The 26,181-nt window shown below is 63.5% G+C and carries 24 protein-coding genes, 2 tRNA genes and 1 pseudogene; 13 read left to right on the forward strand and 14 right to left on the reverse strand.

Features of this window, described 5'->3' with window-relative positions; translation table 11 throughout:
* Positions 1-378 precede the first annotated feature (378 nt).
* From JI749_RS12890 to JI749_RS12910, 5 genes are all read right to left on the reverse strand, one after another.
* The gene (locus tag JI749_RS12890) at positions 379-1,137 is read right to left on the reverse strand and encodes a DUF2497 domain-containing protein (RefSeq protein WP_201654544.1); all 759 of its coding nucleotides are present in this window, start codon (positions 1,135-1,137) and stop codon (positions 379-381) included.
* Positions 1,138-1,390: 253 nt separating this feature from the next.
* A complete protein-coding gene (locus tag JI749_RS12895; RefSeq protein WP_201654547.1) occupies positions 1,391-2,770 on the reverse strand; it encodes a TolC family outer membrane protein in 1,380 nt (459 codons plus the stop codon).
* A 132-nt stretch (positions 2,771-2,902) separates the two neighbouring features.
* Positions 2,903-3,544, reverse strand: a complete 642-nt coding sequence (locus JI749_RS12900; protein ID WP_201654550.1) for a protein-L-isoaspartate O-methyltransferase family protein — start codon at positions 3,542-3,544, stop codon at positions 2,903-2,905.
* A 151-nt stretch (positions 3,545-3,695) separates the two neighbouring features.
* Entirely contained in the window at positions 3,696-4,724 is a 1,029-nt protein-coding gene (locus JI749_RS12905) for an acyltransferase family protein (protein ID WP_201654553.1), read from the reverse strand.
* Positions 4,725-4,803: 79 nt separating this feature from the next.
* Positions 4,804-4,877, reverse strand: a tRNA-Cys gene (locus JI749_RS12910).
* A gap of 154 nt (positions 4,878-5,031) precedes the next feature.
* Here JI749_RS12910 and JI749_RS12915 point away from each other — a divergent pair.
* Both JI749_RS12915 and pcaQ read left to right on the forward strand, forming a co-directional pair.
* Entirely contained in the window at positions 5,032-5,214 is a 183-nt protein-coding gene (locus JI749_RS12915; protein WP_201654556.1) for a hypothetical protein, read from the forward strand.
* Between the two features lie 132 nt (positions 5,215-5,346).
* Positions 5,347-6,258 (forward strand): pca operon transcription factor PcaQ, encoded by a 912-nt coding sequence (gene pcaQ, locus JI749_RS12920; RefSeq protein WP_201654559.1) that lies wholly within the window; start codon positions 5,347-5,349, stop codon positions 6,256-6,258.
* Here the strand turns inward: pcaQ and JI749_RS12925 are convergent, their stop codons facing one another.
* Positions 6,259-7,098, reverse strand: a complete 840-nt coding sequence (locus tag JI749_RS12925; RefSeq protein ID WP_233280749.1) for a helix-turn-helix domain-containing protein — start codon at positions 7,096-7,098, stop codon at positions 6,259-6,261.
* Between the two features lie 69 nt (positions 7,099-7,167).
* Here JI749_RS12925 and pobA point away from each other — a divergent pair, with 69 nt between their 5' ends.
* From pobA to JI749_RS12945, 4 genes are all read left to right on the forward strand, one after another.
* Positions 7,168-8,373, forward strand: a complete 1,206-nt coding sequence (gene pobA, locus JI749_RS12930) for a 4-hydroxybenzoate 3-monooxygenase (RefSeq protein ID WP_201654562.1) — start codon at positions 7,168-7,170, stop codon at positions 8,371-8,373.
* Between the two features lie 81 nt (positions 8,374-8,454).
* Entirely contained in the window at positions 8,455-9,663 is a 1,209-nt protein-coding gene (locus tag JI749_RS12935; protein WP_233280750.1) for a benzoate/H(+) symporter BenE family transporter, read from the forward strand.
* Positions 9,660-10,307 (forward strand): molybdenum cofactor guanylyltransferase, encoded by a 648-nt coding sequence (gene mobA, locus JI749_RS12940; RefSeq protein ID WP_201654565.1) that lies wholly within the window; start codon positions 9,660-9,662, stop codon positions 10,305-10,307. Before JI749_RS12935 ends, mobA begins: the two co-directional genes overlap by 4 nt.
* A gap of 87 nt (positions 10,308-10,394) precedes the next feature.
* Positions 10,395-10,470 (forward strand) — tRNA-Asn (locus tag JI749_RS12945).
* Between the two features lie 93 nt (positions 10,471-10,563).
* On the opposite strand, the gene JI749_RS12950 is transcribed toward JI749_RS12945, so the two are convergent.
* On the reverse strand, positions 10,564-10,785 hold the full coding sequence (locus tag JI749_RS12950) for a DUF2188 domain-containing protein (RefSeq protein WP_201654568.1): 222 nt from the start codon (positions 10,783-10,785) through the stop codon (positions 10,564-10,566).
* Positions 10,786-10,912: 127 nt separating this feature from the next.
* Here JI749_RS12950 and JI749_RS12955 point away from each other — a divergent pair, with 127 nt between their 5' ends.
* The 4 genes from JI749_RS12955 to JI749_RS12970 all read left to right on the forward strand — a co-directional run bounded on the left by JI749_RS12955 (position 10,913) and on the right by JI749_RS12970 (position 15,253).
* Entirely contained in the window at positions 10,913-12,127 is a 1,215-nt protein-coding gene (locus JI749_RS12955; RefSeq protein WP_201654571.1) for an MFS transporter, read from the forward strand.
* Positions 12,124-12,594, forward strand: coding sequence for an SRPBCC family protein (locus JI749_RS12960; RefSeq protein ID WP_201654574.1), 471 nt, complete (start codon positions 12,124-12,126; stop codon positions 12,592-12,594). The genes JI749_RS12955 and JI749_RS12960 overlap by 4 nt, the downstream gene beginning before the upstream one ends.
* A 49-nt stretch (positions 12,595-12,643) precedes the next feature.
* The gene (locus tag JI749_RS12965; protein WP_201654577.1) at positions 12,644-14,050 is read left to right on the forward strand and encodes a cryptochrome/photolyase family protein; all 1,407 of its coding nucleotides are present in this window, start codon (positions 12,644-12,646) and stop codon (positions 14,048-14,050) included.
* 153 nt (positions 14,051-14,203) lie between these two features.
* Complete coding sequence (locus tag JI749_RS12970) at positions 14,204-15,253, forward strand: cysteine synthase A (protein WP_201654580.1); 1,050 nt, start codon at positions 14,204-14,206, stop codon at positions 15,251-15,253.
* Positions 15,254-15,800: 547 nt separating this feature from the next.
* On the opposite strand, the pseudogene JI749_RS17575 reads toward JI749_RS12970, so the two are convergent.
* A pseudogene (locus tag JI749_RS17575) lies at positions 15,801-15,971 on the reverse strand (glyoxalase superfamily protein); the annotation flags it as partial.
* Positions 15,972-16,210: 239 nt separating this feature from the next.
* Here JI749_RS17575 and cls point away from each other — a divergent pair.
* Positions 16,211-17,662 (forward strand): cardiolipin synthase, encoded by a 1,452-nt coding sequence (cls, locus tag JI749_RS12980; protein WP_233280751.1) that lies wholly within the window; start codon positions 16,211-16,213, stop codon positions 17,660-17,662.
* 7 nt (positions 17,663-17,669) lie between these two features.
* Positions 17,670-18,383 carry an alanyl-tRNA editing protein gene (locus tag JI749_RS12985; protein WP_201654586.1) on the forward strand — a complete coding sequence of 238 codons (714 nt, stop codon included), beginning with the start codon at positions 17,670-17,672 and terminating at the stop codon, positions 18,381-18,383.
* A gap of 43 nt (positions 18,384-18,426) precedes the next feature.
* Here JI749_RS12985 and JI749_RS12990 read toward each other — a convergent pair whose 3' ends face one another.
* From JI749_RS12990 to JI749_RS13010, 5 genes are all read right to left on the reverse strand, one after another.
* Positions 18,427-19,467: an amino acid ABC transporter substrate-binding protein gene (locus JI749_RS12990; RefSeq protein WP_201654589.1), complete on the reverse strand. Its 1,041-nt coding sequence runs from the start codon at positions 19,465-19,467 to the stop codon at positions 18,427-18,429.
* A 312-nt stretch (positions 19,468-19,779) separates the two neighbouring features.
* On the reverse strand, positions 19,780-20,580 hold the full coding sequence (locus JI749_RS12995) for an amino acid ABC transporter ATP-binding protein (protein ID WP_201654592.1): 801 nt from the start codon (positions 20,578-20,580) through the stop codon (positions 19,780-19,782).
* A gap of 5 nt (positions 20,581-20,585) precedes the next feature.
* On the reverse strand, positions 20,586-21,713 hold the full coding sequence (locus JI749_RS13000; protein ID WP_201654596.1) for an amino acid ABC transporter permease: 1,128 nt from the start codon (positions 21,711-21,713) through the stop codon (positions 20,586-20,588).
* A gap of 3 nt (positions 21,714-21,716) precedes the next feature.
* A complete protein-coding gene (locus tag JI749_RS13005) occupies positions 21,717-22,907 on the reverse strand; it encodes an amino acid ABC transporter permease (RefSeq protein WP_325166741.1) in 1,191 nt (396 codons plus the stop codon).
* A 99-nt stretch (positions 22,908-23,006) separates the two neighbouring features.
* A complete protein-coding gene (locus JI749_RS13010) occupies positions 23,007-24,026 on the reverse strand; it encodes an amino acid ABC transporter substrate-binding protein (RefSeq protein WP_201654599.1) in 1,020 nt (339 codons plus the stop codon).
* A gap of 223 nt (positions 24,027-24,249) precedes the next feature.
* On the opposite strand from JI749_RS13010, the gene metC reads away from it, so the two are divergent.
* Positions 24,250-25,437 (forward strand): cystathionine beta-lyase, encoded by a 1,188-nt coding sequence (gene metC / locus JI749_RS13015; protein ID WP_201654604.1) that lies wholly within the window; start codon positions 24,250-24,252, stop codon positions 25,435-25,437.
* Here the strand turns inward: metC and JI749_RS13020 are convergent.
* On the reverse strand, positions 25,419-26,156 hold the full coding sequence (locus tag JI749_RS13020; protein ID WP_201654607.1) for a phosphatase PAP2 family protein: 738 nt from the start codon (positions 26,154-26,156) through the stop codon (positions 25,419-25,421). The genes metC and JI749_RS13020 overlap by 19 nt on opposite strands.
* Between the last annotated feature and the right edge of the window lie 25 nt (positions 26,157-26,181).

Here is a 26,181-nt window from a genome sequence, read left to right on the forward strand (position 1 = left end):
CGATGAGCAGCGATGGCGAGACCGCGGTCTCGGCGTAGTACAATGTGAAGAGCCCGAAGTCTCGCCATCGCGCCGGGACTTTTCGCACACGCATCGAGCAGCCACCCATCATTCTGGGATTGAGCGCGGCAGCGCGGGCGGAGCTGTGATGCCCCGCATATTCTGGACTGCCGTTCCGGCTGGTGGTCAGCATCCATGCGGGAGCAAGGCGACCCCTGCTCCACCGGCCATCCCAACGTAGATCGCCCGTCATGACCGGGCTCTGCCGTTGGCGATGGGCGGAGGATACGGGCCGCGGGGATAACTTTCTTGCCTGCCAACAGAATGGCGCCCTGCCCGAGGGCAAGGCCGGGCACCGACGCTGACTTCGCGCGGCTGCTACTCGCCGCGGGAGATGCGGGAGATTTCGCGCTCGACCATGCGCTCGACGACTGAGGGCAGGTTTTCGTCCAGCCATTCCTTGAGCATGGGACGAAGCATGTCGCGCATCAGCGATTCGATGGTAGCGCCGGTATTGCCCAGCCCGAGGCCATTGAGCTTGGTGATGGAGCTGCGCACGGCGGCCTGCGTCGCAGGCTCCAGCAGCTGCTCGGCCATGTCGCTGGACAAGGTCGGATCCGGCAATGGCGCGGCCTGGGCGACGCTGGGCTGCGGACGCGAGGCCGGCTGCGGCGCCGCCTGCCTGGGTGCCGGCTCTGGTTCCGGAGCAGGCTGGGGCTTGAGGGCCGCGGCCATCGGCGCCGGATCGAAGGATGGCAGCTCCTCGTCTTCGTCCGAGGCGGCCATGTCGAAGGTAATGTCGTCGGGGTCAACCAGTTGCGGCACCGAAGCTGTCGGCTCGTCGGCTGCGGTGTCAGCCAGGATGGAGTCGAAACTGAACCCGCCCACATCGTCATCTGCCTGATCGACTATCTGGCTGGCCGACAGCGCCAATGGCTCGATGTCATCGAGCATATCGCTCAAATCCTTGTCGAGGGAGTCGGTCATCGGACGGGCGGGTGTTGCCTGCATCGGCGGCGGCGCCGCCTGGATGGTCGGCCGGCGCGGCACCCCGGCAGCATCGTCATCGGCAATGATCTGCCGGATGGACGACAGGATTTCGTCCATCGATGGTTCTTTGGGAGCCGGCTTGTTCATCGGTGCCTCTTACTCATGCGCGCCCGAACCAGTTCCGCGGCCTCCGCCAAAGCGACCAATCTGATTCGTCTAGATCACCTTAACGCCAGCGGCCCCAATTAGGAATCGTCGCAGCGGGTCGCAAGCCCGTTTCCACTAAAACTTGTGGCCGGGCATGACCCGACCACCAAGTCTCGATTCAATCTGGAAGCAAGGCATTGCCGAAGCGCGAAGGCGACAGACGCAGTTTGCCGAAAACCTGCGCGGCCGCCGGTCACTCGGCGACGGTGCGCAATTCCTGCCACACGTCGTCGACGGCCTGGTTATAGCGGACGGCAGACTTGACTTCGACGGCGAGGCCAAGATCGGTCGCGGTCAGGCGCCCCATGGCCGCAAGCAGCGAGAATGTCGCGATGACCTTGTTGGTCGACGCATTGATGAGCCCCTCGCGGGCGGTGGTCAGTTCCGCCTGGGCGTTGAGCACGTCGAGGGTCGTGCGGGTGCCCAGGTCGCGCTCCTGGATAACGCCATCCAACACCGTGCGGCCCGCGGCCACGGCGGAGTTTGCCGCGGAAATCTGTGCGTCGGCACTCTGGATGCCGGCCCAGGCGGAAATAACCGCTTCGCGGATCTGGTCATAGGCGGACATGGCGTCCACTTCGGACTTGATCTGCTCGATATTGGCCTTGCGCACATTGGCGCCGATGGCGCCGCCGGCATAGAGCGGCACGGTGATCTGGAAACCGACCCGGCCGCTGAGCCCCTGGCCGCCGGCAACCGTGTTGTAGCCGGTGCCTACTTCGCCCGAGACCGTCGCCGTCGGGCCGAAAGCGGCCTGAGCGGCGTCAGTGCCTGCCTGGGCGGCACGAATGGCCGCCTTGGAAAGCAGAATTGCCGGGTGCCCGACCTCGGCCTCCGAGATTGCGGCCTGGAGGCTCGAGGGAATGAGCCGGCCGAAATTATGCGAGGAATCGAGATTCTGCGGGGCCGCACCAACATAGCGCTGGAAGGTGGCTTGGCTGATTTCGAGGCTGCTCAGGGCAGCGCGGTAGGCAGCGTCGCCCTGCGCCAGGCGGGCTTCGGCCTGCGCGACATCAATGCGCGTGCCCTCGCCCACGTCGAGGCGATCGCGCGCCGACTGCAGCTGGGCCTGGAAGAAATTGACGTTTTCCTGGCGCAGCGCGACCAGCTGGCGGCCGCTCAGCACCGACATATAGGCCTGGACCACGGCCAGCAGCACGTTCTGCTCGGTGTTGCGGATCTGGTATTCGGCGACTTCCGCGCCCGCCCGGGCAGCCTCGATCTGCGCCTCGGTGCGGAAATTGTCGAACACGGTCTGGTTGTAGGAGAGACCGGCCGTGTAGGTCTGGCTGCTGGAAAAATTGCCGTCGGGATTGCCCAGCGATGGCTGCCCGGCAGACCAGGAATAGTTGCCGCCAATGGCAGCACCAATTGTAGGTCGCTTGCCGGACTGCGCCAGGGCGACATTCTCGGCTGCCGACTTGGCACTCAGCAACGCCGCCTGCAAATCGGGAGCATGGTCGTAGGCAATGGTCAGCGCCTGGGCGATCGACTGCGCCTGGGCACCGCCCACCGACGCGGCGGCCAAAATCAATGCCAGCCCACTGGCGACCAAATTAACGCGAAAACCCATGCCCGCCTCCGACGACCCCTAAACACTATGCGCGGCACATGGGGTGCACAACCTGCCGCGACAATCCCTACCAAGTCTTAATGTGCGATTGGCCCGCCCCAGTGCCCGATGGGCAACACGGCAGCCAGCACGCTAAAACACGAATTCCTCGTCCTTCGGCTGCGCCAGTGGCGGCAGAAAAGCGTTGAATTCGGCACGCGCGGTGACGCCGCGCGCAGATCTTACATATAGATGCGCGACCGATACCGCGCCGTTTCGAACCAGCGCGACCAGCCGCCCGCCTTCGTTCAGCAGCGCCAGGAACGCGTCCGGCACGCTGTCGAGCGCACCCTGGACGACAACAACATCGAAGCGGGCATTGCCCAGGCGATCGATATCGCCGACGACGATCTGGGCATTGCCCAGGTGCAGGGTGGCGAGGTTTGCGGCGGCGGCGGCCGCCAGGGTCGCATCGGGCTCAAGCCCGGTAGCCGTCGCCGCCAGCCCGGCCATGACCGCAGTCGAATAGCCGGTGGCCGCACCGATATCGAGGACGCTGTCGCCCGGCTTGATTTCGGCCAGCATGAGCAGCTTGCCCAAGGTGGCAGGCGCGGCCATGAAGCGGCGGCCGAGCCACTGGATATCGTCGACATAGGCCACGTCCCGGCGGCCGGCAGCGACGAATTCCTCGCGCGGGACAGCGCGCATGCGCGCCAGAATCGACGCATCGGTGACCCCGCCGGCGCGAAGCTGGCTCTCCACCATATGCGCGCGTGCACGCTCGAAATCGACCATAGAGAATTGCCCGCCCCGGGTGAATTCATATGACGGACGTGAATATAGTCGGTGCCCCGGCATGGCAAGAGGCGTGGTCGTTTATCGGAGGATATCGCGGCGCATGAGGCCCATGCACTTTCGCGGACCGGCGTTTTGAGCCACCCAAAAGCTAGGGGAACGCCCGGCGTCCGAATGCCCGTGCCGGCGTCTCGATCCAGCGCATGACCATCATGGAAACCAGAACCGTCAGGCAAGTAGCGGCGAGCAGGCGCGGCCAGGCAGCGACGATGCCAAGCTTGCCAACGGCCAGGTAGGCCAACGGGTGGAGGAGGTAAATCGGATAACTCAGGCCACCGATGGCTCGCGCGATTGTCCGAGCAAGGCCCGTTGGTTCCACGAGATAAACCGCCCCCACCACGAAGGCGATCGTCGCGCCGATCAAGACGATGCCACGCCAACCAACCAACAGGTCAATCGGGTACGCCGCCTCAATCAATACGAATGGGACCAGTGCAGCGACCATCAGCGCGGGGGGCCAGAAACGGCCTTTCCGGGGAGAAGCGACAAATATCGCAGCTATCAGCATGCCGGCCATGAAGTAGCCGAGAAATGCGGCCGGCTGGGTATAGGTGCTCCAAAGCGATGCGTCGAATGCCTGCTGGCCCTGCAGTGTGAAGTTGACGAAGGCGACCGAGAGCACCAGCGCAGCCGCTGTTGCCGCGGCAATACTTCCCCGTGACGTGAGCGTCCATACGACAAACGGCAAGAGCAGATAGAACACCATTTCGATGCCGATGGACCATCCACCCATCAGAAGCGACGAGTCCCCTGCATTGGCGAAGCCAAATAGCAAACTCGCACTCCAGATCACCTTATACCCCTGCGCCGCCTCGGGTCCGACGAGCAGCAGATGGAGAATAATCGCGCAGTAAAAGAGCGGGGCAATCCGGAACAACCGGCGCGCGAGATATTTCCGAAGGTCCTGGGCCGTCTTCAGGTCGCCCTGGTAGCGCAGATAGAGTGCGAAGCCGCTGATGACAAAGAAGCCATAGACGGCATAGTAGGCAACGCGCTCGACATGCGCGATCCCCTCCATGTGCAGGTAATGATAGGCCATCACCGACGCGGCCAAGAGCCCGCGCGCGCAATCCACCGTCACAACATGTGGCAAGCTCTTGGGAGTGCTGGCATCCGACATGCCGACGTTAGTAGCGCTGCGCCCCTGCCGCAACAATCCCCCGACGCAGGAGTTCGGCGCCTGTCGATGTAAGGGAGGTTGGAGGCCACGTCCGGAATTGAACCGGAGTACGCGGATTTGCAATCCGCTGCGTCACCACTCCGCCACGTGGCCTCACGTGTGCAGTACGTATTGGACGGCAATTGCTTATGCAATACCCCGCCTAACGGACTGTGAATATTCTGGGCGATGACGTCGCTGGCAGGTCTGGCCGGGGAACTGCAGGTGGTGAGGGGCCGTTGGCGGTTTGCAAGCATGGAGTGCGATCATGACCTTCCCGCCTCTCGACCCCGAGCCGAAGGACGTGCCGACCCCGCCGGACAGCGAGCCCGATGAGCTGCCACAGCGCGACGAGGATCCCTTCCAGTTCCCGCCCGATCTGGAACCCATCGAACCGCTCGATCCGGACGACGAGCCGGAGGAGCAGGCGCCCCGCCCGCCGCCGGTATGAGCTAAGCCAGACCCTGGCCTCTGGCGCGCGAGATGATAAAGGTGTGACATATAACCCGAAGCGGCGGTTGTTCCGGGTGTCATCGGAGCCACGGCGGGTGTGTCATAACCGGAGAAGCATGTGGCGCCGCGATTGATCGACCCGCGAATCAAGCTTCGGCACCTTGTGTGCTTTCTTGAGGTGGCCCGGCTCAAGAGCGTGGTGAACGCCGCCGAACTGCTCAATATCAGCCAGCCAGCCGTGTCCAAGACGATCCAGGAACTCGAACAGTTGCTGGGCGGCAGCCTGTTCGACCGCAGCAAGCGCAAGCTGTTTTTGACCCCTTTCGGGGAGGTGTTCAACCGGTATGCCTCGACCAGCCTGGCGGCCCTGCGCCAGGGTATCGACGTGGCGCGCGGGACGCATGAGGCGACCATTGTCCGCGTCGGGGCGCTGCCGACGGTTTCGGCGCGCATCCTGCCCGATGCAGTCGAAGCCTTCACGGCCGCCGGGACCGGAGTGCATACAAGGGTGGTCACCGGTCCCAACGACTACCTGCTTTCGCTGCTGCGCACGGGCGATGTCGACTTCGTCATCGGACGCATGGCCGAGCCGGAGGCGATGGTAGGCCTGTCGTTCGAGCATCTCTATTCGGAACGCGTCGTTATGGTGGTTCGGCCCGGGCATCCGCTGCTGGGGGAGCGGCAATTCGAGCTGCCGATGATCGAAAACTACCAGACGCTGCTGCCCACGCCCAATTCGGTGATCCGCAACCTCGTCGACCGCTTGTTGCTGGCGCATGGCATCACCCAGTTGCGCGATGAAATCGAGACAGTCTCGAACGCCTTCGGCCGGGCGTATATCCGCCGGACCGACGCGATCTGGATCATCTCGGAGGGCGTGGTGGCGGTGGACGTGGCCGAGGGGCAACTCGCCCTGCTGCCCGTCGATACCAGCGAGACCACCGGCCCGGTTGGCCTAACGACGCGCACGGACACCGCATCGACCCTCGCGGCAGGCAGCCTGCAGCAGGCCGTGCGCGACGCGGCCGCCCGCCTGCGCTGATCAGCGGGCCGACTGGCGGCGGATGGCCATCGGCGGCACGCCGAGCACCCGCTTGAGCATGCGCGTGAAATAGGCGGGATCGTCATACCCCAGCCCTGCCCCGATCTGCTTGACGGACAGAGTCGAAAACAACAGTTGACGGCGGGCTTCGAGCGCGATGCGCTGCTCGATGATATCGAGGGCGGAAGCACCCAGCACCTGCCGGCAAACCCGGCTGAGATGGGTCGGGCTTATCCCCAGCGCGCCGGCATAGTCGGAAATGCGACGGGTCTCGCGGAAGCGCTGATCGACGAGTTGGCGGAAGGCCTGGACGTGCCGCCGCGCGCGCCCGTCTCCCAGGTCCGGCGACTGGCTGCCCGCGCGGTGCAAGGCCACCCGCAGCAAGCTCAGGTGGGCCCGCATGGCGATGTCGTGGTGCGCGCCGGGGCGATCAGCCTCAGATATCAAGCCATCCAGCGCGCGGGCCGCATCGCCGCTGGCCGCGACGACCCCGGCGGAAAGGCTGTCGACGCCTTCGGCCATGTCCGTCGCCATCAACGTGACGATAACCCCCTCGACGTCTTCGCTGAAAACGTAGCCGTGCACCGTCATGGCCGGAACGACCACAATTGTGGACGGAACCAGCGCGAATTCCGCCCCATCCAGGGTTACCTGCCCCTGCCCCCCGGTCAGGCTCAAGACCTGGAAGAACTGCTCGTGCCGGTGCGGGGCGATGCGGTAGCCATGGAGACGGCTGCGCGCCTGAATTGTTTCCCAATGCAGCCAATCCTGCTGCCGGTCACTGACCGCTTCGCCGTATAGCGCATAGGTGGGGACGCCTTCCATGTTCGGATAGTGCAAGCAATTGCGCTGCCTGTCCATTCCTCGAGGCCCAGGGGCAGCGCATGCTCGCCGAAAACGGAGGGGAACATGCGCCATCAGGTTGTCATCGTCGGGGCCGGCCCTGCGGGGCTGATGCTCGGGCGGTTGCTCGAGCTGGCAGGAATCGACGCTGTCATTCTCGAGCGCAAAAGCGCCGACTATGTGCTGGGGCGCATCCGCGCCGGTGTGCTCGAACAGGGAACCGTCGCGCTGATGGAGCGGGCGCGCGCCGGCCGGCGCATGAATGCCGAAGGGCTGATCCACCACGGCGTCGAATTGAGCTTCGATGGCGACAGCCACCGCATCGACTTCAGCACGCTGATCGACAAGCAGGTGATGGTCTATGGCCAGACCGAAGTCACCCGTGACCTCATGGATATCAGAGAAGGCACAACCATCTATGAGGCCGAGGACGTCGATCTGCACGATTTCGACGGGCGGCCCTGGGTCAGCTACCGCAAGGACGGCCAGACGCACCGGATCGACTGCGACTTCATCGCGGGTTGCGACGGCTACCATGGCGTGGCGCGGCAGAGCGTGCCGCAGCAGGCGCTGACCACGTTCGAGCGCGTCTATCCGTTCGGGTGGCTCGGTGTGCTGGTCGACAAACCGCCGGTGGCCGACGAGCTGATCTATGCCCATCATGAGCGGGGATTTGCGCTGTGTTCGCAGCGTTCCAAGACGCGCAGCCGCTACTATGTGCAGGTGCCGGCCGACGAACAGGCTGCCGCCTGGTCCGACGACCGGTTCTGGGATGAGTTGCGGGCGCGGCTCGATCCAGCCACGGCCGAGTCGCTGCAGACCGGACCGTCGATCGAGAAGTCGGTGGCGCCGCTGCGCAGTTTCGTCGCCGAGCCGTTGCGCTTCGGCAGGCTGTTCCTGGCGGGCGACGCGGCGCACATCGTGCCGCCGACGGGCGCCAAGGGGCTCAACCTGGCGATGCGCGATGTGGCGGCATTGGCAGACGCCCTGATCGAGCATTTCACGGGAAGGTCGGCGGCGGGCATCGACGCCTATTCGGCGATGGTGCTGGGCCGCATCTGGAAGGCGGAACGGTTCAGCTGGTGGATGACCTCCCTGCTCCATACCTTCCCGGAAACCGGTGCCTTTGGCCGTCGCATCCAGCGGGCGGAGTTCGACTATCTCACCGGGTCGCGCGCTGCCCAGCAGAGCCTGGCGGAGAACTATACCGGGGTGGTGACGTGGGGCGATGAGGGCTCGTCGGAGGCTCTGTCGCGGTCGCGTGTCGCATAATCGAGCGCCGGCGCGACTTTGGGCCTTCACCGCTGGGTCCCGCTTGCTTAGGTTGCTGCCGCAATCGAGTGGGGACAGGCAGTGAGCGAGTTGACACGAAACGGTGGCGGGCGTGAATTGCTGCAGCCGGTGATGGCGGGCGCGCTAGCGGCCATCGTTGGTTATGCCAGTACGTTCACCCTCGTGCTGGCCGCCCTCACCGCCGCGGGGGCATCGCCGCAACAGGCCGGTTCGGGCCTGATGAGCGTCTGCATCGCCATCGGCATCCTCAATATCGTCGTCAGCACCCGCATCAAGCTACCGGTGAGCTTTGCCTGGTCGACGCCTGGCGTGGCTTTCATCCTGACGGTCGGCGAGCCGGTGGGCGGCTTTCCCGCAGTGGCGGGCGCGTTCCTGGTGGCCGCGGCCCTGATCGTGCTGACGGGACTGATCCGCCCCCTGGCGCGCGCCATTGCCGCCATTCCCGCCCCCATCGCCAATGCCATGCTGGCCGGCATGCTGCTGACCCTGTGCCTCGCGCCGATCAAGGCCGTGGCGGAAATGCCGGCCTTTGCGCTGCCGATCCTGCTGGCCTGGATCGTCGGGCTGCGGTTCGCCAAACGGTATGCGGTGCCAATTGCGGTGGTGGTGACCGGGATCATCCTGACGACCACGACGCACCTGCCCCCGGGGGCGCTCGATGGGAGCTGGCCGAGCCTGGTGCCGGTCATGCCCGTGTTCACGCTGGACGCCATCGTGCGCATCGGGTTGCCGCTCTATGTGGTCACCATGGCATCGCAGAACCTGCCGGGCCTCGCGGTAATGCGGGCCAACGGATACGACCTGAAACCGGCGCCGCTCTTCATCATGACTGGCCTGGCCAGCGCTGCGACCGCCTTCTTCGGCGGGCATAGCAGCAATCTGGCGGCTATCACGGCAGCGATCTGCGCCGGACCGGAAGCCCATCCGGACAAGGCCCGGCGCTGGCCGGCTCCCGCAGCGGCTGGCGTCGCCTATCTCCTGCTGGCACTGGGCGCGAGCTTGGCCGCCGCATTCATCGCGGCGTCGCCACCCCTGCTTATTCAGGCCGTAGCGGGCCTGGCGCTGTTGTCGAGCCTGGCCGCTGCCTTGTCGGGCGCCCTGGTGGCGGAAGAGACCCGACTCCCGGCGATCCTGACTTTTGTCACCACCGCATCAGGCATTACCATAGCCGGTGTCGGCGCCCCATTCTGGGGCCTGGTGGCGGGGATCGGCATGATCCTGGTGCTGCGCTTCGGCATCCGTCCCGAGCCGGTGAATACGGGCAAATGAGCCTACCCCATGCGGTAATCATTGCAGGCGGGAAGGGAGAGCGGCTCGGCGGCGTGCGCAAGGCGGACCTTCGGGTTGGGGGCCGACGGCTGTTGGACCGCGTCGCGGAATCGCTGGGCAGCATAGCCCAACCGCTGATGGTGGCCACCGGCCCTGGCGAGACACCGCTGCCGTTGCCGGCAGGCGCGATCGGTCTTGCCGATATCGATGCACCCTTGGGCGGGCCGCTTGCCGGGCTCGCCGCGGCGGTACAGGCGCTGCAGGCCCGAGGTATCGGCACGGGATTTTTGGTGTCGGTGGCGGTGGATACGCCCTTCCTCCCGGTCGACTTCGTGGCTGTCATGCTGGAGGCGTTGGGCGATGCCCCTGCCGCCTATGCTACCTGGGGCGAGCAGTTTTACCCGCCCAATGCCTTGTGGCGGATTGAAGCATTGTCCGCCCTTCCGCAGCAGGTCCGAAGCGGCGGAGCAGCCCCAAGCCTCAAGGCCCTGCAGCACGCCCTCGGTGCCGCAGCAGTGGATTGGGCCAGCCGGGCTGGCAGTGACCCCTTTGCTAACGTCAACACCATTGGCGACCTGATCAGCCTGGGCAGGATGGCGGCTGCAGGGGCACCGTCGGCACTTATTCACACGACGGGCAATTGAGGGCTTGGCAAAGCAAATCAAGTCCGCTAAACGGACCTCGCTTCCCACGGGAGGCCTTGCAGGGCTCCCCGATGGAAGCCTTGGTGTTCCGCGATAGCTCAGTTGGTAGAGCGTTCGACTGTTAATCGAATGGTCGCTGGTTCGAGTCCAGCTCGCGGAGCCAAATCCCCCGATATCGTCGATCAGTTTGGCAGCAGTCTCAGCGATCTGCCGCCGGTTGTTCAAGTGGATGGTGAGGCCAGCACAAAGGGCTCAATCAGCCTGCTGGACTATCTTGCCCCGTTCGCCAGACGGTTTCGACCAGCAGATCGGCATCGTGGACGACCACTTCGACGTCGGTATTTCCGACTTTGCCGGCGGCCAATATGGCGGCGTTGATGGCATCATCCTTTGACGTGAACGGCCCGGTAACGTCGCCGCGAAAGCTGAATTGCCAGACACTGTCGCGCTGCGAAACGACGAAGTGATTGCTCGACATGGCGATGGTTCTCCTGCTCCCGGGAAACGCGGAGAAAGGCGGGTGCGTTGCATTGTATGGAAGCATTGCCAGCACCGTCGCAGCGCGCTAGGGGTGCATCCATACTTTCGGTATTTGGATCCCTGACATGGACGCCGTTTCGGCCAAGGCTGCGCCCGCAGTGCAGCAGACATCGCTCGCCATCATCCTGGCGGTCAGCGCCTCTCACCTGCTCAACGACCTGATGCAGTTCCTGCTGCCAGCGCTCTACCCTCTGCTGAAGGATGCCTATGGCCTGGACTATGTGCAGATCGGCCTGATCACCCTCGCCCAGCAGATGACGGCCTCGATCCTGCAGCCGCTGGTGGGGTTTTATACCGACAAGCACCCCATGCCCTATGCACTGGCCATCTCGATGGTATTTGCGCTTGTCGGGATCATCCTGATCGCCACGGGAAGCAATTTCGGACTGCTGGTGCTGGCTGCGATGGTCGGCGGTATCGGCTCGGCCATCTTCCACCCGGAAGCGTCGCGCGTGGCGCGGCTGGCCTCGGGTGGCAGGCTTGGCTTTGCCCAGTCACTGTTCCAGGTCGGCGGCAATCTCGGAACCTCGATCGGCCCGCTGGCGGCAGCGTATTTCCTGCTGCCACGCGGCCAGGGTAGCACGGCCTGGTTTGCCATCGTCGCGGTGACAGCCCTCGTCATCCTGACGGCGGTGGGCCGCTGGTATGCCGCACATCAGCGGGCACATTCGGGCAAGCCCGTCATCAAGGCAGCCCAGCAGATCCTGTCGCGCCGGCGCTTGACGGTAGCGTTCCTGGTCATCGGCGCGCTACTGCTGAGCAAGTATGTCTATATTTCCTCGATCACCAGCTATTACAGCTTCTTCCTGATCGAGAAATTCGGCCTGTCGGCGCAGGAGGCTCAGCTCTACCTGTTCCTGTTCCTCGGTGCGATCGCGGCCGGCACGTTCATCGGCGGTCCGGTGGGCGACCGGTTCGGGCGGCTGACGGTGATCTGGTGCTCGATCGTGGGCGCCCTGCCCTTCACGCTGCTGCTGCCGCATATGAACCTGTTCGGCACGGCCGTGGTGAGCGTCTTCGTTGGCCTTATCCTGTCGTCGGCGTTCTCGGCCATCGTGGTCTATGCGCAGGAACTGGTACCGGGCAAAGTTGGCATGGTGGCCGGCTTCGTCTTCGGTTTTGCCTTTGGCATCGGCGCCATCGGCGCGGCCGTGCTGGGGGCGCTGGCCGACTGGATCGGCATCGTCCAGGTGTTCGGCATCTGCGCGTTCTTGCCGTTCCTGGGCTTCCTGACCATCTTCCTGCCTCGACATTCAGAACTGCACAAGGAGCCGGCATGACCAGCAGCAATGGTAACGGCCACGATACCGATAACGAAAGCCAGATCACGCTGACGCGGACCATCGACGCCAATATCGACGATGTGTTTGCTGCCTGGACCGATCCGGCGCTGATCGAGCAGTGGCAGGCCGATGAGGCAGAGCTCGACGCCTTTGAGGGCGGCGAATACAAATTCACCACCTTCGGCGACGACGAGGATCCCGAAGATCACGTGGTCAGCGGAGAAATTCTCCAGTTCGTGGAGAACGAGAAGCTCGTCATGTCCTGGGTGCACAAGGACGGCGACGACGAGGATGCCGAGGAACTGATCTTCGTGCTCGAGATCGCCTTCAAGGCACTCGGCGACGACCAGACACGGATAACGCTCACCGAGCGCGGACTGGCGCATGCCGATCCGGAATCGCGCATCTTCTCGATGGAAGCCTGGAGTGCTGCCCTCGAGCACCTGGCGGAAGTCATGGAATAGCTGAAACCATTTTTCTCTCCGGCCCGTATCGTCTGGCGGAGGGAAGTGCATGGGTTCGACGAACATAGTCTGGCTGCGCAACGACCTGCGTATCGCCGATAACGAAGCGCTCAGCGCCGCGACTTCCGTAGGCGCAACAGCGGTTGCGATCTATATTCACGAAACCACCAAGGGAGTTCGCCCGCCAGGAGCCGCAGCGCGGTGGTGGCTCAATCGCAGCCTCGAGTCGCTGGGGGCGGCTCTGGCCGAGCGCGGTATCGCGCTGGTTGTTCGCGCCGGCGATGCGTCGCTGGTATTGCCCGCTGTGGTTGCGGAATTCGATGCCCGCCGGGTCTTCTGGAACCGCCGGTACGCACCCGGCGAGCGCGACGCCGACACCGCCATCATGGCCGGCCTCAAATATGATGGCATTGCCGTTCAGTCCTTCGCTGGCAATCTGTTGGTGGAGCCGTGGGACATCGCCACCGGCGAGGGCAAGCCCTACTCGGTGTTCACGCCGTTCTGGAAGCGGCTGCGGGAGATGCCGATAGCGGCGCCACGGCGGCGACCGGCCGCGGACAAGCCGATCGCAAGCAAGCGGATCGACACCGACTACAAGGCACCCGCCTGGAGCCATAAGCTGGCTGCCCACTGGAACATTGGCGAAACCGCCGCGCATGACCGGCTGGTAGCGTTTCTCGACGAACAACTAACGGATTATGCCGAAGGCCGGGATTTTCCGGCCAGCGCGTCGACATCCCGGCTGTCGCCGCACCTGCGGTTTGGCGAGATCAGTGCCCGACAAATCTGGCACGCCGCCCAGGCGGTGGCCCATGCCGACCACTCCCGGCAGGCGGCGGTCGACAAGTTCCTGTCCGAGCTGGCATGGCGCGATTTCAACTACCACCAGCTCTATCACCGCGATGACATTGCCACCCAACCCATGCAGCCCAAATATGCCGGCGTGGTCTGGCGCAAAGCGCAGGCAGACCTGGCAGCGTGGCAGCGCGGCCAAGCCGGAATCCCCATTGTCGATGCGGGCATGCGGGAGCTGTGGGAGACCGGCTTCATGCAGAACCGCGTGCGCATGCTGACGGCATCGTTGCTGGCCAAGAACCTGCTGGTCGACTGGCGGAAGGGCGAGCAGTGGTTCTGGGATTGCCTGGTGGATGCCGACATGGCGAACAACCCGGGCAACTGGCAATGGGTGGCCGGCAGCGGGATGGATGCGTCGCCCTATTTCCGCATCTTCAATCCGGTAACCCAGGGCGAACGCTTCGATGTCGCGGGCGACTACGTGCGGCAATGGGTGCCTGAACTGGCGCAGCTGCCTGACGCGTGGATCCACAACCCGGCAGAGGCGCCCGCCGATGTTCTGCGCAAGGCCGGGGTCGTGCTCGGCGAGACCTACCCGAAACCGATCGTCGACCTGAAGTCGAGCCGGGCCCGGGCGCTGGAGGCGGTGAAGGGGTTATAGGGGGAATGATATTGCGCCCCACGGCCATAGAAGCGCTGGCATTGCGCGACAACGATCAATGACGAAAAGCCGTGCCGGGACAGCCGGTTATCGCTTGCAGGTGCGCTGTGGCGGACCTACGGTGACTGCCTCCTTGTCCAAGCATAATGACCCATGTCCAAGCACGAAGACCTGATCTCAGCCATCGGCAACACGCCGATGATCCGCCTCAACCGCGTGTCGGCGCTCACGGGCTGCGAGATCTGGGGCAAGGCGGAGTTTCTCAATCCGGGCCAATCGGTCAAGGACCGCGCGGCGCTTTTCATCATCCATGATGCGGTCAAATCGGGGGCGCTGAAGCCGGGTGGTACCATCGTCGAGGGCACGGCGGGCAATACCGGCATCGGGCTGACGCTGGTGGCCAACTCGCTGGGCTTCAAGTCGGTGATCGTGATCCCGGAAACGCAGAGCCAGGAGAAGAAGGACGCGCTGCGGCTTTATGGCGCCGAGCTGATCGAGGTGCCGGCCAAGCCCTACAAGAACCCCAACAACTACATCAAGATTTCGGGCCGCCTTGCCGAGAAGCTCAACCGCGAGCTGCCGGAAGGCGCCGTCTGGGCCAACCAGTTCGACAACACATCCAACAAGCGGGCCCATGTGGAGACGACTGGCCCCGAGATCTGGCAGCAGACCAATGGGCGGATCGATGGCTTCATCTGCGCGGTCGGCTCGGGCGGCACGCTGGCGGGCGTCGCCGAGGCGCTGCGGGCGCGCAATCCTGACGTCAAGATCGGGCTCGCGGACCCCGAGGGTGCGGCGCTCTACAACTACTTCGCCAATGGCGAACTCAAATCCTCGGGCAATTCGATCACCGAGGGAATTGGCCAGGGTCGTATCACGGCGAACCTGGAAGGCCTCAGGATCGACCACCCATACCAGATCTCGGACGCCGAGGCCCTGCCCTATATCTTCGACCTGCTCGAACATGAGGGCCTGTGCCTGGGCGGATCGAGCGCCATCAACATCGCCGGCGCGGTGCGCATGGCACGCGACTTGGGGCCGGGCAAGACGATCGTCACGGTGCTGTGCGACTATGGCAACCGCTATGCCAGCAAGATCTTCAACCCAGAATTCCTGCGCGCCAAGAGCCTGCCGGTTCCGGCCTGGCTCGAAGAGCGTACGCCGATCGACATTTTCAGCGTGATCGAGGCGGAGCCGGTCTGAGACCGGCTCGCCCTTCTACCTAGCGTAGTTCGACGAAGGTAAGATTGGTGGGGTGTTTCAGCACGCCGCCATCGGGCGTGTTCGGCAGCACAGTGGCATCGACTGCCTCCAGGTTGAAGCCGCGGGCCCAGCCACGGCCATTGCCCTTGAGATAGAAGCCGTAGTTGAGCGTGGTGGCTTCGGGGGGCACGTCGAGCACGATGTCGCGCTCGGTCCAGTCGGTATTGCCGGCTATCGGACCATTCCTGTCGTAGCGTTCGAGATTTTCGAAGCGCAGCGAACCGCTCGGGCCATCGACGCGGAACCAGATGGTGACGCCACCATCAACTTGGGTTGCGCGCAACTGGCTGCTTACCCGCATGCGTCGGCCCAAATAGGGTCTGGCATCGACCGACTGCATGAGGGTGCAGAAATCATCCCCGCGAATGGTATCGATCAGCTCCGGCTTGCTCTCGATCCAGGCGGCGTTGAGTCCGCCATCCACGCCCACGCGGTAGAATTTCGGGCTCTTGCCGGCCCTGATCCAGCCGCTGGGTGTCTCTCCGTCGGACATGCCGGCGCCCGCGTCTATCCGGGCGCTGAGAATGTTCCAGTTGGCAAAGCCAAACTGGCGGGCGACGAGTTCGAGGCATTCGCCGTGCGAAAGCTCGATCTCTCGTTCGGCCAATCCCTGTCGCAGGAGCTTGGCCATGAGTTTTGCGTCCATGAAGCTGTGCATGGTTCAGACCTCTCAATTGGGCAAGGTCGTCGAAGTCAGCGCTCGCATTACTGACGGCTTGCCCGATGAGCAGGGTCAAACCAGCAGATCATTGTGCATTCACCATCCCCAAGGGGCGCGAGCGGCCGGCTGCACAGGCCATGGTCGAAGACTACGCCCCGTGCCAATGTTGTCAACCGCAGGATTGTTCAATCCCGGCAGGCTGATAGAGTGGCGCCCTCACGACTCCGGGGTAGGCTTTGATCGGTATCGACGACATCCTGAGAACCTTCATCGCCAACTTCCACATCGTAGCGGCAATTACAGGGGCTGTTTATCTGCTGGCCTTTGTCTGCGCGGTACGCGAGGTGATGAATTCCCGCACCTCGCAAGGGTCGATTGCCTGGATATTGGCCCTGGCCCTGCTGCCGTTTCCCACGGCCTTCCTTTATCCGGTCCTCGGCTGGAAGGCGTTTGACGACTATGCCACCGACCGAATTCGCAATGGCCGCGCGGCGCGACCGCTGCGTGCAAAAGACCTGGCCCTGATCGATCGCGAGACCAGCCACGAATGGCCGGTGCAGGTGAAGGTTTCGGAGGTGCCGTTTCTCAATGGCAATACGGTCGAAGTGCTGGTCGATGGGCGGGCCACCTTCGACTCGATCTTCGAGGGGATCGCCAAGGCAAAGGAATACCTGCTGGTGCAGTTCTACATCGTGCGGGACGATGCCCTGGGCAAGGAATTGGCGGAGCGGCTGATCGAGCGTGCCAATGCCGGGGTGAAGGTCTATCTGCTCTACGACGACATCGGCAGCACCGGCATGCCCAAGCGCTACCGCGTGGAACTGCGCAAGGCCGGCATCAAGGTTGCGGGCTTCAACCAGCGGCACAAATTCCTGCGCATCTTCGGACCGACGCGGATCAACTATCGCAACCATCGCAAAATCGTTGTGGCCGACGGCGAGCATGCCTGGGTGGGCGGGCACAATGTCGGTGTTGAATATCTGGGCGAGAACCCCCGTTTCGGGCGTTGGCGCGACACGCATGTGCGGGTGTCGGGGCCGGCTGCGCTGGCCTGCGCGCTGTTGTTCCGCGAGGACTGGGAATGGGCTACTGGCGAGGCCCTGCCCGCCACCCCGCCGGAAACGGTGGCGACACCAGGCGACCAGTCTGTGCTGGTAATGGGCAGCGGGCCGGCCGACAAGCTCGAGGAATGCGCCATTGCCTTTACCGACATCATCGGGCGGGCGCGTGAGCGATTGTGGATCGTCAGTCCGTATTTCGTGCCCGACACCGATATTCGCACGGCCCTGTTCGCGGCCAAGCTGCGCGGCGTCGACGTGCGCGTCATGCTGCCCGACGAGCCGGACCACAAGATGGTCTGGCTGGCCAGCATCGCCCATGCCGATGCGATGATCGAGCATGGGGTGTCCATCTACCGCTACCAGGATGGGTTCCTGCACCAGAAGGTCGTGTTGATGGACGACCAGATCGCCTCCATTGGCAGCGTCAACTTCGACAACCGGTCATTCGCCATCAATTTCGAGATCACGCTGTGGTTTCCCGACCAGCAGGCCATCGACCAGATCGAGGCCATGCTGATCGAGGATTTCAAGCTCTGCCGGCAGGTGGAGTTGCCCGAGGTCAAGGGCCGCTCCCTGCCGATGCGCTTCCTAACCCAGGCGGCGCGATTGCTCTCCCCTCTCCTGTGAGTCTGCCATGACCGAATTCATGTTCCGCGACGACAGCTACCTCCAATCGACCCCAGCAACCGTGGTGGCGCTGGCCGAGGACGGCGGCATCGTGCTGGACCGCACGGTATTCTATGCCGCTTCGGGCGGACAACCTGGCGACAGCGGCACGATTACGCGGGCGGATGGGACGGCGCTGACTATCGCCACGGCCATCCACCCGGACGGCGACAAGACGCGGATCGTGCATGTGCTGGGAGAAGGACAGGGCACCGTGGCGGTTGGCGAACAGGTGATCGCGACAATCGACTGGGTGCGGCGCTACCGGCTGATGCGCATGCACACGGCGCTGCATCTGCTGTCGGTGGTCTTCCCTTTCGCGGTGACGGGCGGCTCGGTGGGCGAGGACAAGGGGCGGCTCGATTTCGACATGCCCGAGGTGCCCGACAATCTTGCCGCCATCGAGGCGCAGTTAAACGACATGGTCGCCTGCCATCACGATGTGACGCAGGAGTGGATCACCGATGCAGAAATGGCGGCCAATCCAGACCTGATCAAGACCATGAACGTGAAGCCGCCGATGGGCCAAGGCCGCGTGCGGCTGATCCGTATCGGGGAGATCGATCTGCAACCCTGTGGCGGCACACACGTGCGCAATACCAGCGAGATCGGCCGGCTCGCATTGGGCAAGATCGAGAAAAAAGGCAAGCAGAACAGGCGCGTAAGCCTGCTATTTGCCTAATAGATTCATGGCTTCGGCGCGGCGCGCTGGTTGCTCCTGACGCCTAGCGAACAGGTGGAGCGTAGAGCAGGCCGCCATTACCCCATAGGGCATTCTGGCCGCGCAGCAGGGCGGCGCCGGTCTGGGGGCCGAAATGGCGATCGTAGAGTTCGCCATAGTTGCCCACCGCGCGCAGCACGTCGGCCATGAAGGATGGCCTCAGCCCCAGCGCGGTTCCGTAGTCGCCCTCGACGCCCAGGATGCGGCGCACGGCATGCGTGCGGGCGGCCAGCAGGGAATCGACGTTGAGTTGGGTTATGCCGGCTTCCTCGGCATTGATGAGGGTGAACAAGGTCCAGCGGACGATATTGAACCACTGTGTATCGCCCTCGCGAACCACGGGGCCGAGCAATTCCTTGGAGATGCGCTCGGGCAGGATACGATGGGCCGAGGGGTCGGGTAGTGCGCGGCGGATCGCCTGGAGTTGCCGCCCCGATGCCGAGACCACCTGACAGCGGCCCGCCTGGTAGGCCACGGCAAGGTCGGCCACGTCTTCGTAGGGCACTTCGGTATAGCTGGCCTGGTTGGCGAAGAAGAACTCGCCGACGCGCTCGAGTTCCTCGCCCCCATCGATGATACAGACACTGATATTGTCGAGCTCGAAGGCGGACACCACGCCCATCGACTGTGGCACCAGGAAAGCCTGTCCGTCAAAAAAGGCCGTGCCGACATAGGTCGCGCCGTAGAGTGTGTCGCGCCTTTGCGTCCAGGGGCCGTTGCGCGTCAGGACATCAACCATGCCGGTCTGCAGCGGAGCGAAGCGGGTCTCGCCGCGCAGCGAGCGAAACTCGATCTTGTCGGGATCACCAAACACCGCGGCGGCTATGCCGCGGCAGAGGTCGACGTCAAAGCCCGACCAGCGGCCCTGTGGATCCTGCTGGGCAAAGCCGGGCAGCGGATTGGTGGCGCCGCAGATGAGGAACCCACGCTCGCGCACGGTGTCGAGCGTCGCGAGCCGCGCCTGGGCGAGCGCGGGCGATGCAAGGCAAAGCGCGCAAGCCAGTCCCGCCGCCATCGACAGCAATCGCTTGAAAAAACTTGTCAATCGAACGGCCTTCCCTGCCTCCGCCAGCATATTGGCCGGGTGTGGCGCGAGGTCAAGGCAGCTGACATCTCTCGTCCACCGGATTGGCCCGCGTCTCCCTCCCGTTGCGAGAAGCGGCAGCATCAGCCATTAGCGGAATTGAGTGTGCACAACGCCAGCGCCACTCAGGCAAAGCGCTGATGGCCTGGTATCCCAAAATCGCGCCACTCGCGCGACCTTACCCTTCGGGCCTAGCCATTCGACCATCGGTCTCATGGCCTTGTCGCCTAAATCAGCGCCACCGGCGCTGATTTGCCTGCGGCCGGCTCGAAGCTAGTGCAGGATCTGGCTCAAGAACAGCTTGGTGCGTTCGTGCTGCGGATTGGAGAAGAAGGCATCCGGCTCGTTCTGCTCGATGATCTGGCCCTGGTCCATGAAGATGACGCGGTTGGCCACCTGTCGCGCGAAGCCCATTTCGTGCGTGACGCACAACATGGTCATGCCGTCCTCGGCCAGCGAGATCATGACCTCTAGCACTTCCTTGACCATTTCCGGGTCGAGTGCCGATGTCGGCTCGTCGAACAGCATGATCTTGGGCTGCATGCAGAGGGAGCGGGCGATCGCCACGCGCTGCTGCTGGCCGCCAGAGAGCTGGCCGGGGAATTTGTTGGCCTGCTCGGGGATCTTGACACGGTTGAGGTAGTGCATGGCGGTTTCTTCCGCTTCGGCCTTGGGGATGCCGCGCACCCAGATGGGCGCCAGCGTCAGGTTCTGCAAGATCGTCAGGTGCGGAAACAGGTTGAAGTGCTGGAACACCATGCCCACTTCGCGGCGCACCTCGTCGATGCGCTTGAGGTCCGCGGTCAACTCCGTCCCGTTGACGATGATCTGGCCTTCCTGGTGCTCCTCGAGCCGGTTGATGCAGCGGATAAGCGTCGACTTGCCCGAGCCCGACGGCCCGGCAATGACAATGCGCTCGCCTTCCATGACCTTGAGATTGATATCGCGCAGCACGTGGAAGTCCGAATACCACTTGTGCATACCGATGACTTCGACGGCCACATTGGTCGAGGACACCTTCATATGGGAGGTATCGACCGGCCGATCGACGGTAGTTGCGGAAACCTGGGACATGGGAACTACCTCTTGTAGCCAGTATTGAGACGCGCCTCGATGAAGCGTGAGTAGCGGGACATCGAAAAGCAGAAAATCCAGAAGACCGCGGCGGCAAACAGGTAGCCTGTCGTCGCAGTATTGGGAGCCTGCCACTCGATGGCGGAATCGTTCTTGGTCTTCACTGCCTCGAGCAGGTCCTTCATGCCCACAATGTAGACCAGCGACGTATCCTTGAAGAGCGAAATGAAGCTGTTCACGATGCCGGGGATAACATGCTTGAGCGCCTGGGGCAGGATGATGAAGAACATCCGCTGCCAGTAGCCGAGGCCCAGTGCCGAGGCAGCCTCGTACTGCCCGCGGGGGATTGCCTGCAGGCCGCCGCGTACCACTTCGGCCATGTAGGCGGAAGTGAACAGCGTCACGCCGACCAGGGCACGCAGCAGCTTGTCCACCGATGTGCCCTGCGGCATGAACAGCGGCAGCATGATCGAAGCCATGAACAGGATGGTGATCAGCGGCACCGCGCGGATCAGCTCGATAAAGGCCACGCAGACCGACTTGATGATCGGCAGCTTGGATTGCCGGCCGAGAGCCAGCAGGATGCCCAGCGGGAACGACAGGGTGATGCCGACCACCGAAATGATGAGGGTCACCAGCAGGCCACCCCACTTCTCAGTGGGGATGACGCGCAACCCGAACACGCCGCCATGAAGCAGGAAGTATGAGACGACCGGGAAGACAACCAGGAACAAGACCGCGTTGGTACGCTTGAACGGCGCCTTGGGCATCAGCAACGGAATCAGCAGGGCGGCACCGAGTGCGAAGACGATGTTGGGACGCCACTGCTCGGGGATGTCGTAGAAGCCGTAGATGAAGAACTCCATCTCGGACCAGACATAGGCCCAGCAAGCCCCCGCACCAGGCGCCTTGCATGCCTCGGGCAGTGCGCCCGGGGGCACCGCGTTCGCGATGATGAAGTTGAACAGGGGCGGCACTGCCCAGACCAGGAACCATGCTCCGAGGAGAGTGAGGATGGTGTCCAAGGGCGTGGCAAAGAGGTTCTTGCGGGTCCAGGCGACCAGGCCGCTGGTGCGGACCGGAGCCGGCCTGGCTTCCACGAGATGGGAGCGGACAAATCCGATATCGGTCATGGTCTAGCGCTCCACCAGGCTGACGCGGGCATTGTACCAGTTCATGATCGCCGACGTGATCAGCGAGAATGTCAGGTAAACCAGCATGGTGATCGAGATGCATTCGATGGCCCGGCTGCTCTGGTTGAGGGCCGTGCTGCCGAATACGTTGAACAGTTCCGGATAGCCGATCGCAGCGCCCAGGGACGAGTTCTTGGTGAGATTGAGATACTGGCTGGTCAGCGGCGGAATGATCACCCGCATAGCCTGCGGAACGATCACGAGGCGCAGGCGATCATTCTCACGCAGACCCAGCGAGTCCGCTGCTTCGGTTTGCCCCCTGCTGACGGCCTGGATGCCGGCGCGCACGATCTCGGCGATGAAGGATGCGGTGTAGATCGAGAGGCCGAACAGCAGCGCGACCAACTCAGGTGGAAGCTGTACGCCACCGCGGAAATTGAGGCCCTGCAGGGTGGGGACTTCGAAAGCGAGGTCCGCGCCGCTGAAGAACCAGATACCGCCCACGATAACGAGCAGGAGGCCAAGCGAGCTGAAAAAGACCGGGAAACGCTTGCCGGTGGCTTCCAGGCGCCGCATCGCCCAAAACCGCAAGGCCAGGATGGCGACAATGGCGATGGCAATGGCGATCCAGACGAAGGCAAACTGCTCATCGGGCGTAGGGCGCGGGATATAGATGCCGCGCTTGTTGATGAAGGAGCCCAGCGGCAATTCATAGGAGTTGCGGACCGCCGGCATGGACGCCAGCACGGCGAAATACCAGAAGAACAACTGCAACAGCAGGGGGATGTTGCGGATGGTTTCGACGTAGACCGTGGCCAGCGAGGAAATGATGAAGTTGCTGCTCAGCCGGGCGACGCCGATGGTGAAGCCAAGAATGGTCGCGAAGATGATGCCGAGGAATGCGACAAGCAGCGTATTGGTGATGCCGACAAGCAGCGTCTGGAAATAGCTGGAGCTACGGCTGTATTCGAGGACCTTGAAGCTGATGTCGAAACCGCTTGGCGCCCAGAGAAACTCAAAGCCCGTCGATTTGTTCTGTGCGGCCAGGTTGGTGGCCGTGTTGTTGATGATCCAGACGAAAAAGACGACGAGTACGACGGCAGCGACGACCTGATAGATGATTCCGCGAATGACCGGATCGTTGATAAAGCTGACCTGTGGCGCCGCATCCTGGCGCGTATTCATGATTGTCATTGGCGACTTCCCCAGCGCACAGCATCAGCCGCGCCAAGGCGCGACGACGCATATATGGTCGCGGCGCCCGTCAGAAACGGGCGCCGCGGTCATGCAAGATTAGCGGATCGGCGGGGAGTACTGGATGCCGCCGTCCTTCCAGAGGGCGTTGATACCGCGCTCCAGGCCGATTTCGGTATCCGGGCCAATGGTCTTGTCGAAGATTTCTGCGTAGTTGCCGACCAGCTTGATGATCCGGTAAGCCCAGTCCTTATCGAGACCGAGCGAGGTGCCGAAGTCACCTTCCACGCCCAGGAGACGCTTGATAGCCGGGTTGTCCGAGCCGAGCATTTCGTCGACGTTCTTCGAGGTGACGCCGAGTTCTTCAGCCTCGAGCATCGCATAGTGGGTCCAACGAACGAGGTTGAACCAGACATCGTCACCCTGGCGGGTCACGGAAGCCAGCGGCTCCTTGGAGATGATCTCGGGCAGGATGATGTGATCGTCCGGCACCTGCAGTACGGAGCGGTTGGAAGCCAGCGCCGAGGCGTCCGTGGTCATCACGTCGCAACGACCGTCTTCATAGGCCTTCCAGGCTTCGTCCTGGCCGGTGAACACGACCGGGTTGTAGTCGAGGCCATTGGCTTCGAAATAGTCGGCGGCGTTCAGTTCGGTGGTGGTGCCGGCCTCGATGCAGAGCGCAGCGCCGCTGAGGTCGAGTGCCGAAGCAATGCCATCCGACTTGCGGACGATGAAGCCCTGGCCATCATAGTAGTTGGTCGCAGCGAACATCACGCCCTGCTGGGTGTCGCGGCTCATGGTCCAGGTCGTGGTGCGAACCAGAAGGTCGACTTCACCGGCCGAAAGTGCCGTGAAACGCTCTGGCGAGCTCAGGGGTGCGTAGCGAACCTTTTCCGGGTCGTTGAAGATGGCCGCTGCGATGGCGCGGCAATATTCGACGTCCAGGCCGGCCCAGTTGTTGTTGGCGTCGGGAGCCGAAAAGCCAACGGTACCCTCCGTGACGCCGCAGCGTAGGAAGTCGTTCTTCTTGATGTCGTCCAGAGTGGCGGCGCCAGCCGACGCGGTGAATGCCATGCCAACCGCAGCTGCCAGCGCGGCCGTCGCAAGAGTTTTGTGCATTGTTATTGCCTTTTGTTTCCTGACCCTGTGTCCCGGAGCTCATCAGGCATGCGCCAGCGTCCCCGGTGGCACCGCCGCCTTTGTGTGACGGTTGTGATGCTGCTAAGCATGCAAGCGTCTATTGTCGGTTGCGTCAAGGGCTGATGGGCCCATTGGACAGCAACGCTGTCGCTTATTTAGACACGCGCTGTGAATTGACCTGTTTTTGAGCACTGAGCCTAGTATGACTGACAAGAAAAGCGGCAACACTGCCCAGCCCTCCGTCCAAACCGTGCTGACGCATCAAGGCCGGGAGCCGGATGACCAGTTCGGATTCGTCAACACGCCGGTCTATCGCGGATCGACGATCCTGTTCAAAACGCTGGACGATATCGAGGCCCAACAGCAGCGGTTCCTCTACGGCCGGGCGGGCAACCCCACCACCGAAAGTGTCGAGTCGATCGTCACGACGCTCGAAGGGGCCCATCGCACCCGCTTGGTGCCGTCGGGCCTGGCCGCCATCACGATCGCGCTGCTCAGTTGCGTCAAAGCGGGAGACGACGTGCTCATCAGCGACAGCGCCTATGAGCCCGGTCGCGTATTCAGCGACGGCTTTCTCACGCGCATGGGCGTCACGGCACGCTACTATGATCCGCGCATCGGGGCGGGGCTGGCCGGATTGATGCAACCCAATACCCGCGCAGTACTGGCGGAGAGCCCCGGATCGCTCACCTTCGAGGTCCAGGACATCCCGGCACTGGCCAAGGCAGCCCATGCCGGCGGCGCGCGGCTCATTGTCGACAATTCCTGGGCCAGCCCGCTCTACCATCAGCCTCTGGCGCTCGGAGCCGATTTGGTGGTCCACGCGGGCACCAAGATGTTTGTCGGGCATTCAGACGCTTTTGCCGGCACTATCTCCACCACCGAGGCTGCCTGGCCCGACGTCGAGCGGACGCGGCGTGAGTTGGGCTTTTTCACCTCCGGTGACGACGCTTTCCTGGTGGCGCGGGGGCTGCGGACGCTGGCCATACGCATGAAGGAGCACCAGGAGCGGGCGCTGGACATTGCCCGCTGGCTCGAGTCGCAAAGCGACGTGGTGCAGGTGCTGCACCCCGCCCTTCCCAGTCACCCCGATCACGCGCTGTGGAAGCGGGACTTCACCGGTTCGGGGAGCCTGTTCAGCGTGTTGCTGGCCCCTGCCCCACGAGCCTCGGTTGCGGCCTTCGTCGACGAGCTCAAGCTCTTCACGATGGGATATTCCTGGGGCGGTTTCGAAAGCCTGTGCCTGCCGGTCAAGCTCGGGAAGAATCGCACCGTGCGGCCCTGGACGGTGGAAGGGAACCTGTTCCGCCTTCATATCGGACTCGAGGGCGTTGAGGACCTACGCGCCGATCTCGCGGCCGCTATCGAGCGCTACACGCGAGCCCGTTGAAGCGCGCGCCTGACGGCAACCAGCGGACGGGCGACTATGCGCCCATCCGGGCGGGTAACGAAAAGCCAGCCACGCCGGGCGAAGAGATTGCGGATCAGGTAGGCGCCCAGCGTACCCACGACCAGCCCGCCAAAGACATCGGTGGGATAGTGCATGCCTACCGGAACCCGCGACAGGCTGACCAACAGTCCAATGGCGAAGAATAGCGGGAACAGGCCGGGCCGGAGGAAGCCAACCACAAAGGCCAGGGCTATGGCCGTGGTAGAGTGGCCGGACGGGAAGCTCTGATATTGCCAATCGTTGGAAAAAGCCCGGAAGAAAAACGCCCCGACATCGGCAAATTCCTCGGGCCTGCCGCGGCCGAAGAGGCGCTTGAGCAGGTTGGCGATCAGGCCAGGAATGGCCACGCCAAGAAAGACGAAGCCGGACACCAGCGCAATCTCGTACGCGACCAGCCGCGGCAATCGCCGCAGGAAAAGCATGGCGAGGACGGCGATGACCAGCACCAGCAGGCTGGGAATCAAAATCCAGTCCGACAGGCCATAATCGGTGATGAAGAAGAATGGGGCCCGCCACTGGTCTGGCCAGCCTATGGCTCCGCGCGAGGCCCAGACATCGAGCTGGGACAGCAGGGCCAGGCCCAGGACGACACCGAGGCAAAACAGGGGCCAGCGCCGGCTGTCGAGGCCCAGCGGCCAAGGTTTGGTCAGATCGTTCATGGCCCTGTTTCTGGGATGGACAGCC

The sequence above is a fragment of the Devosia oryziradicis genome, assembly GCF_016698645.1.
Lineage (GTDB): Bacteria > Pseudomonadota > Alphaproteobacteria > Rhizobiales > Devosiaceae > Devosia > Devosia oryziradicis.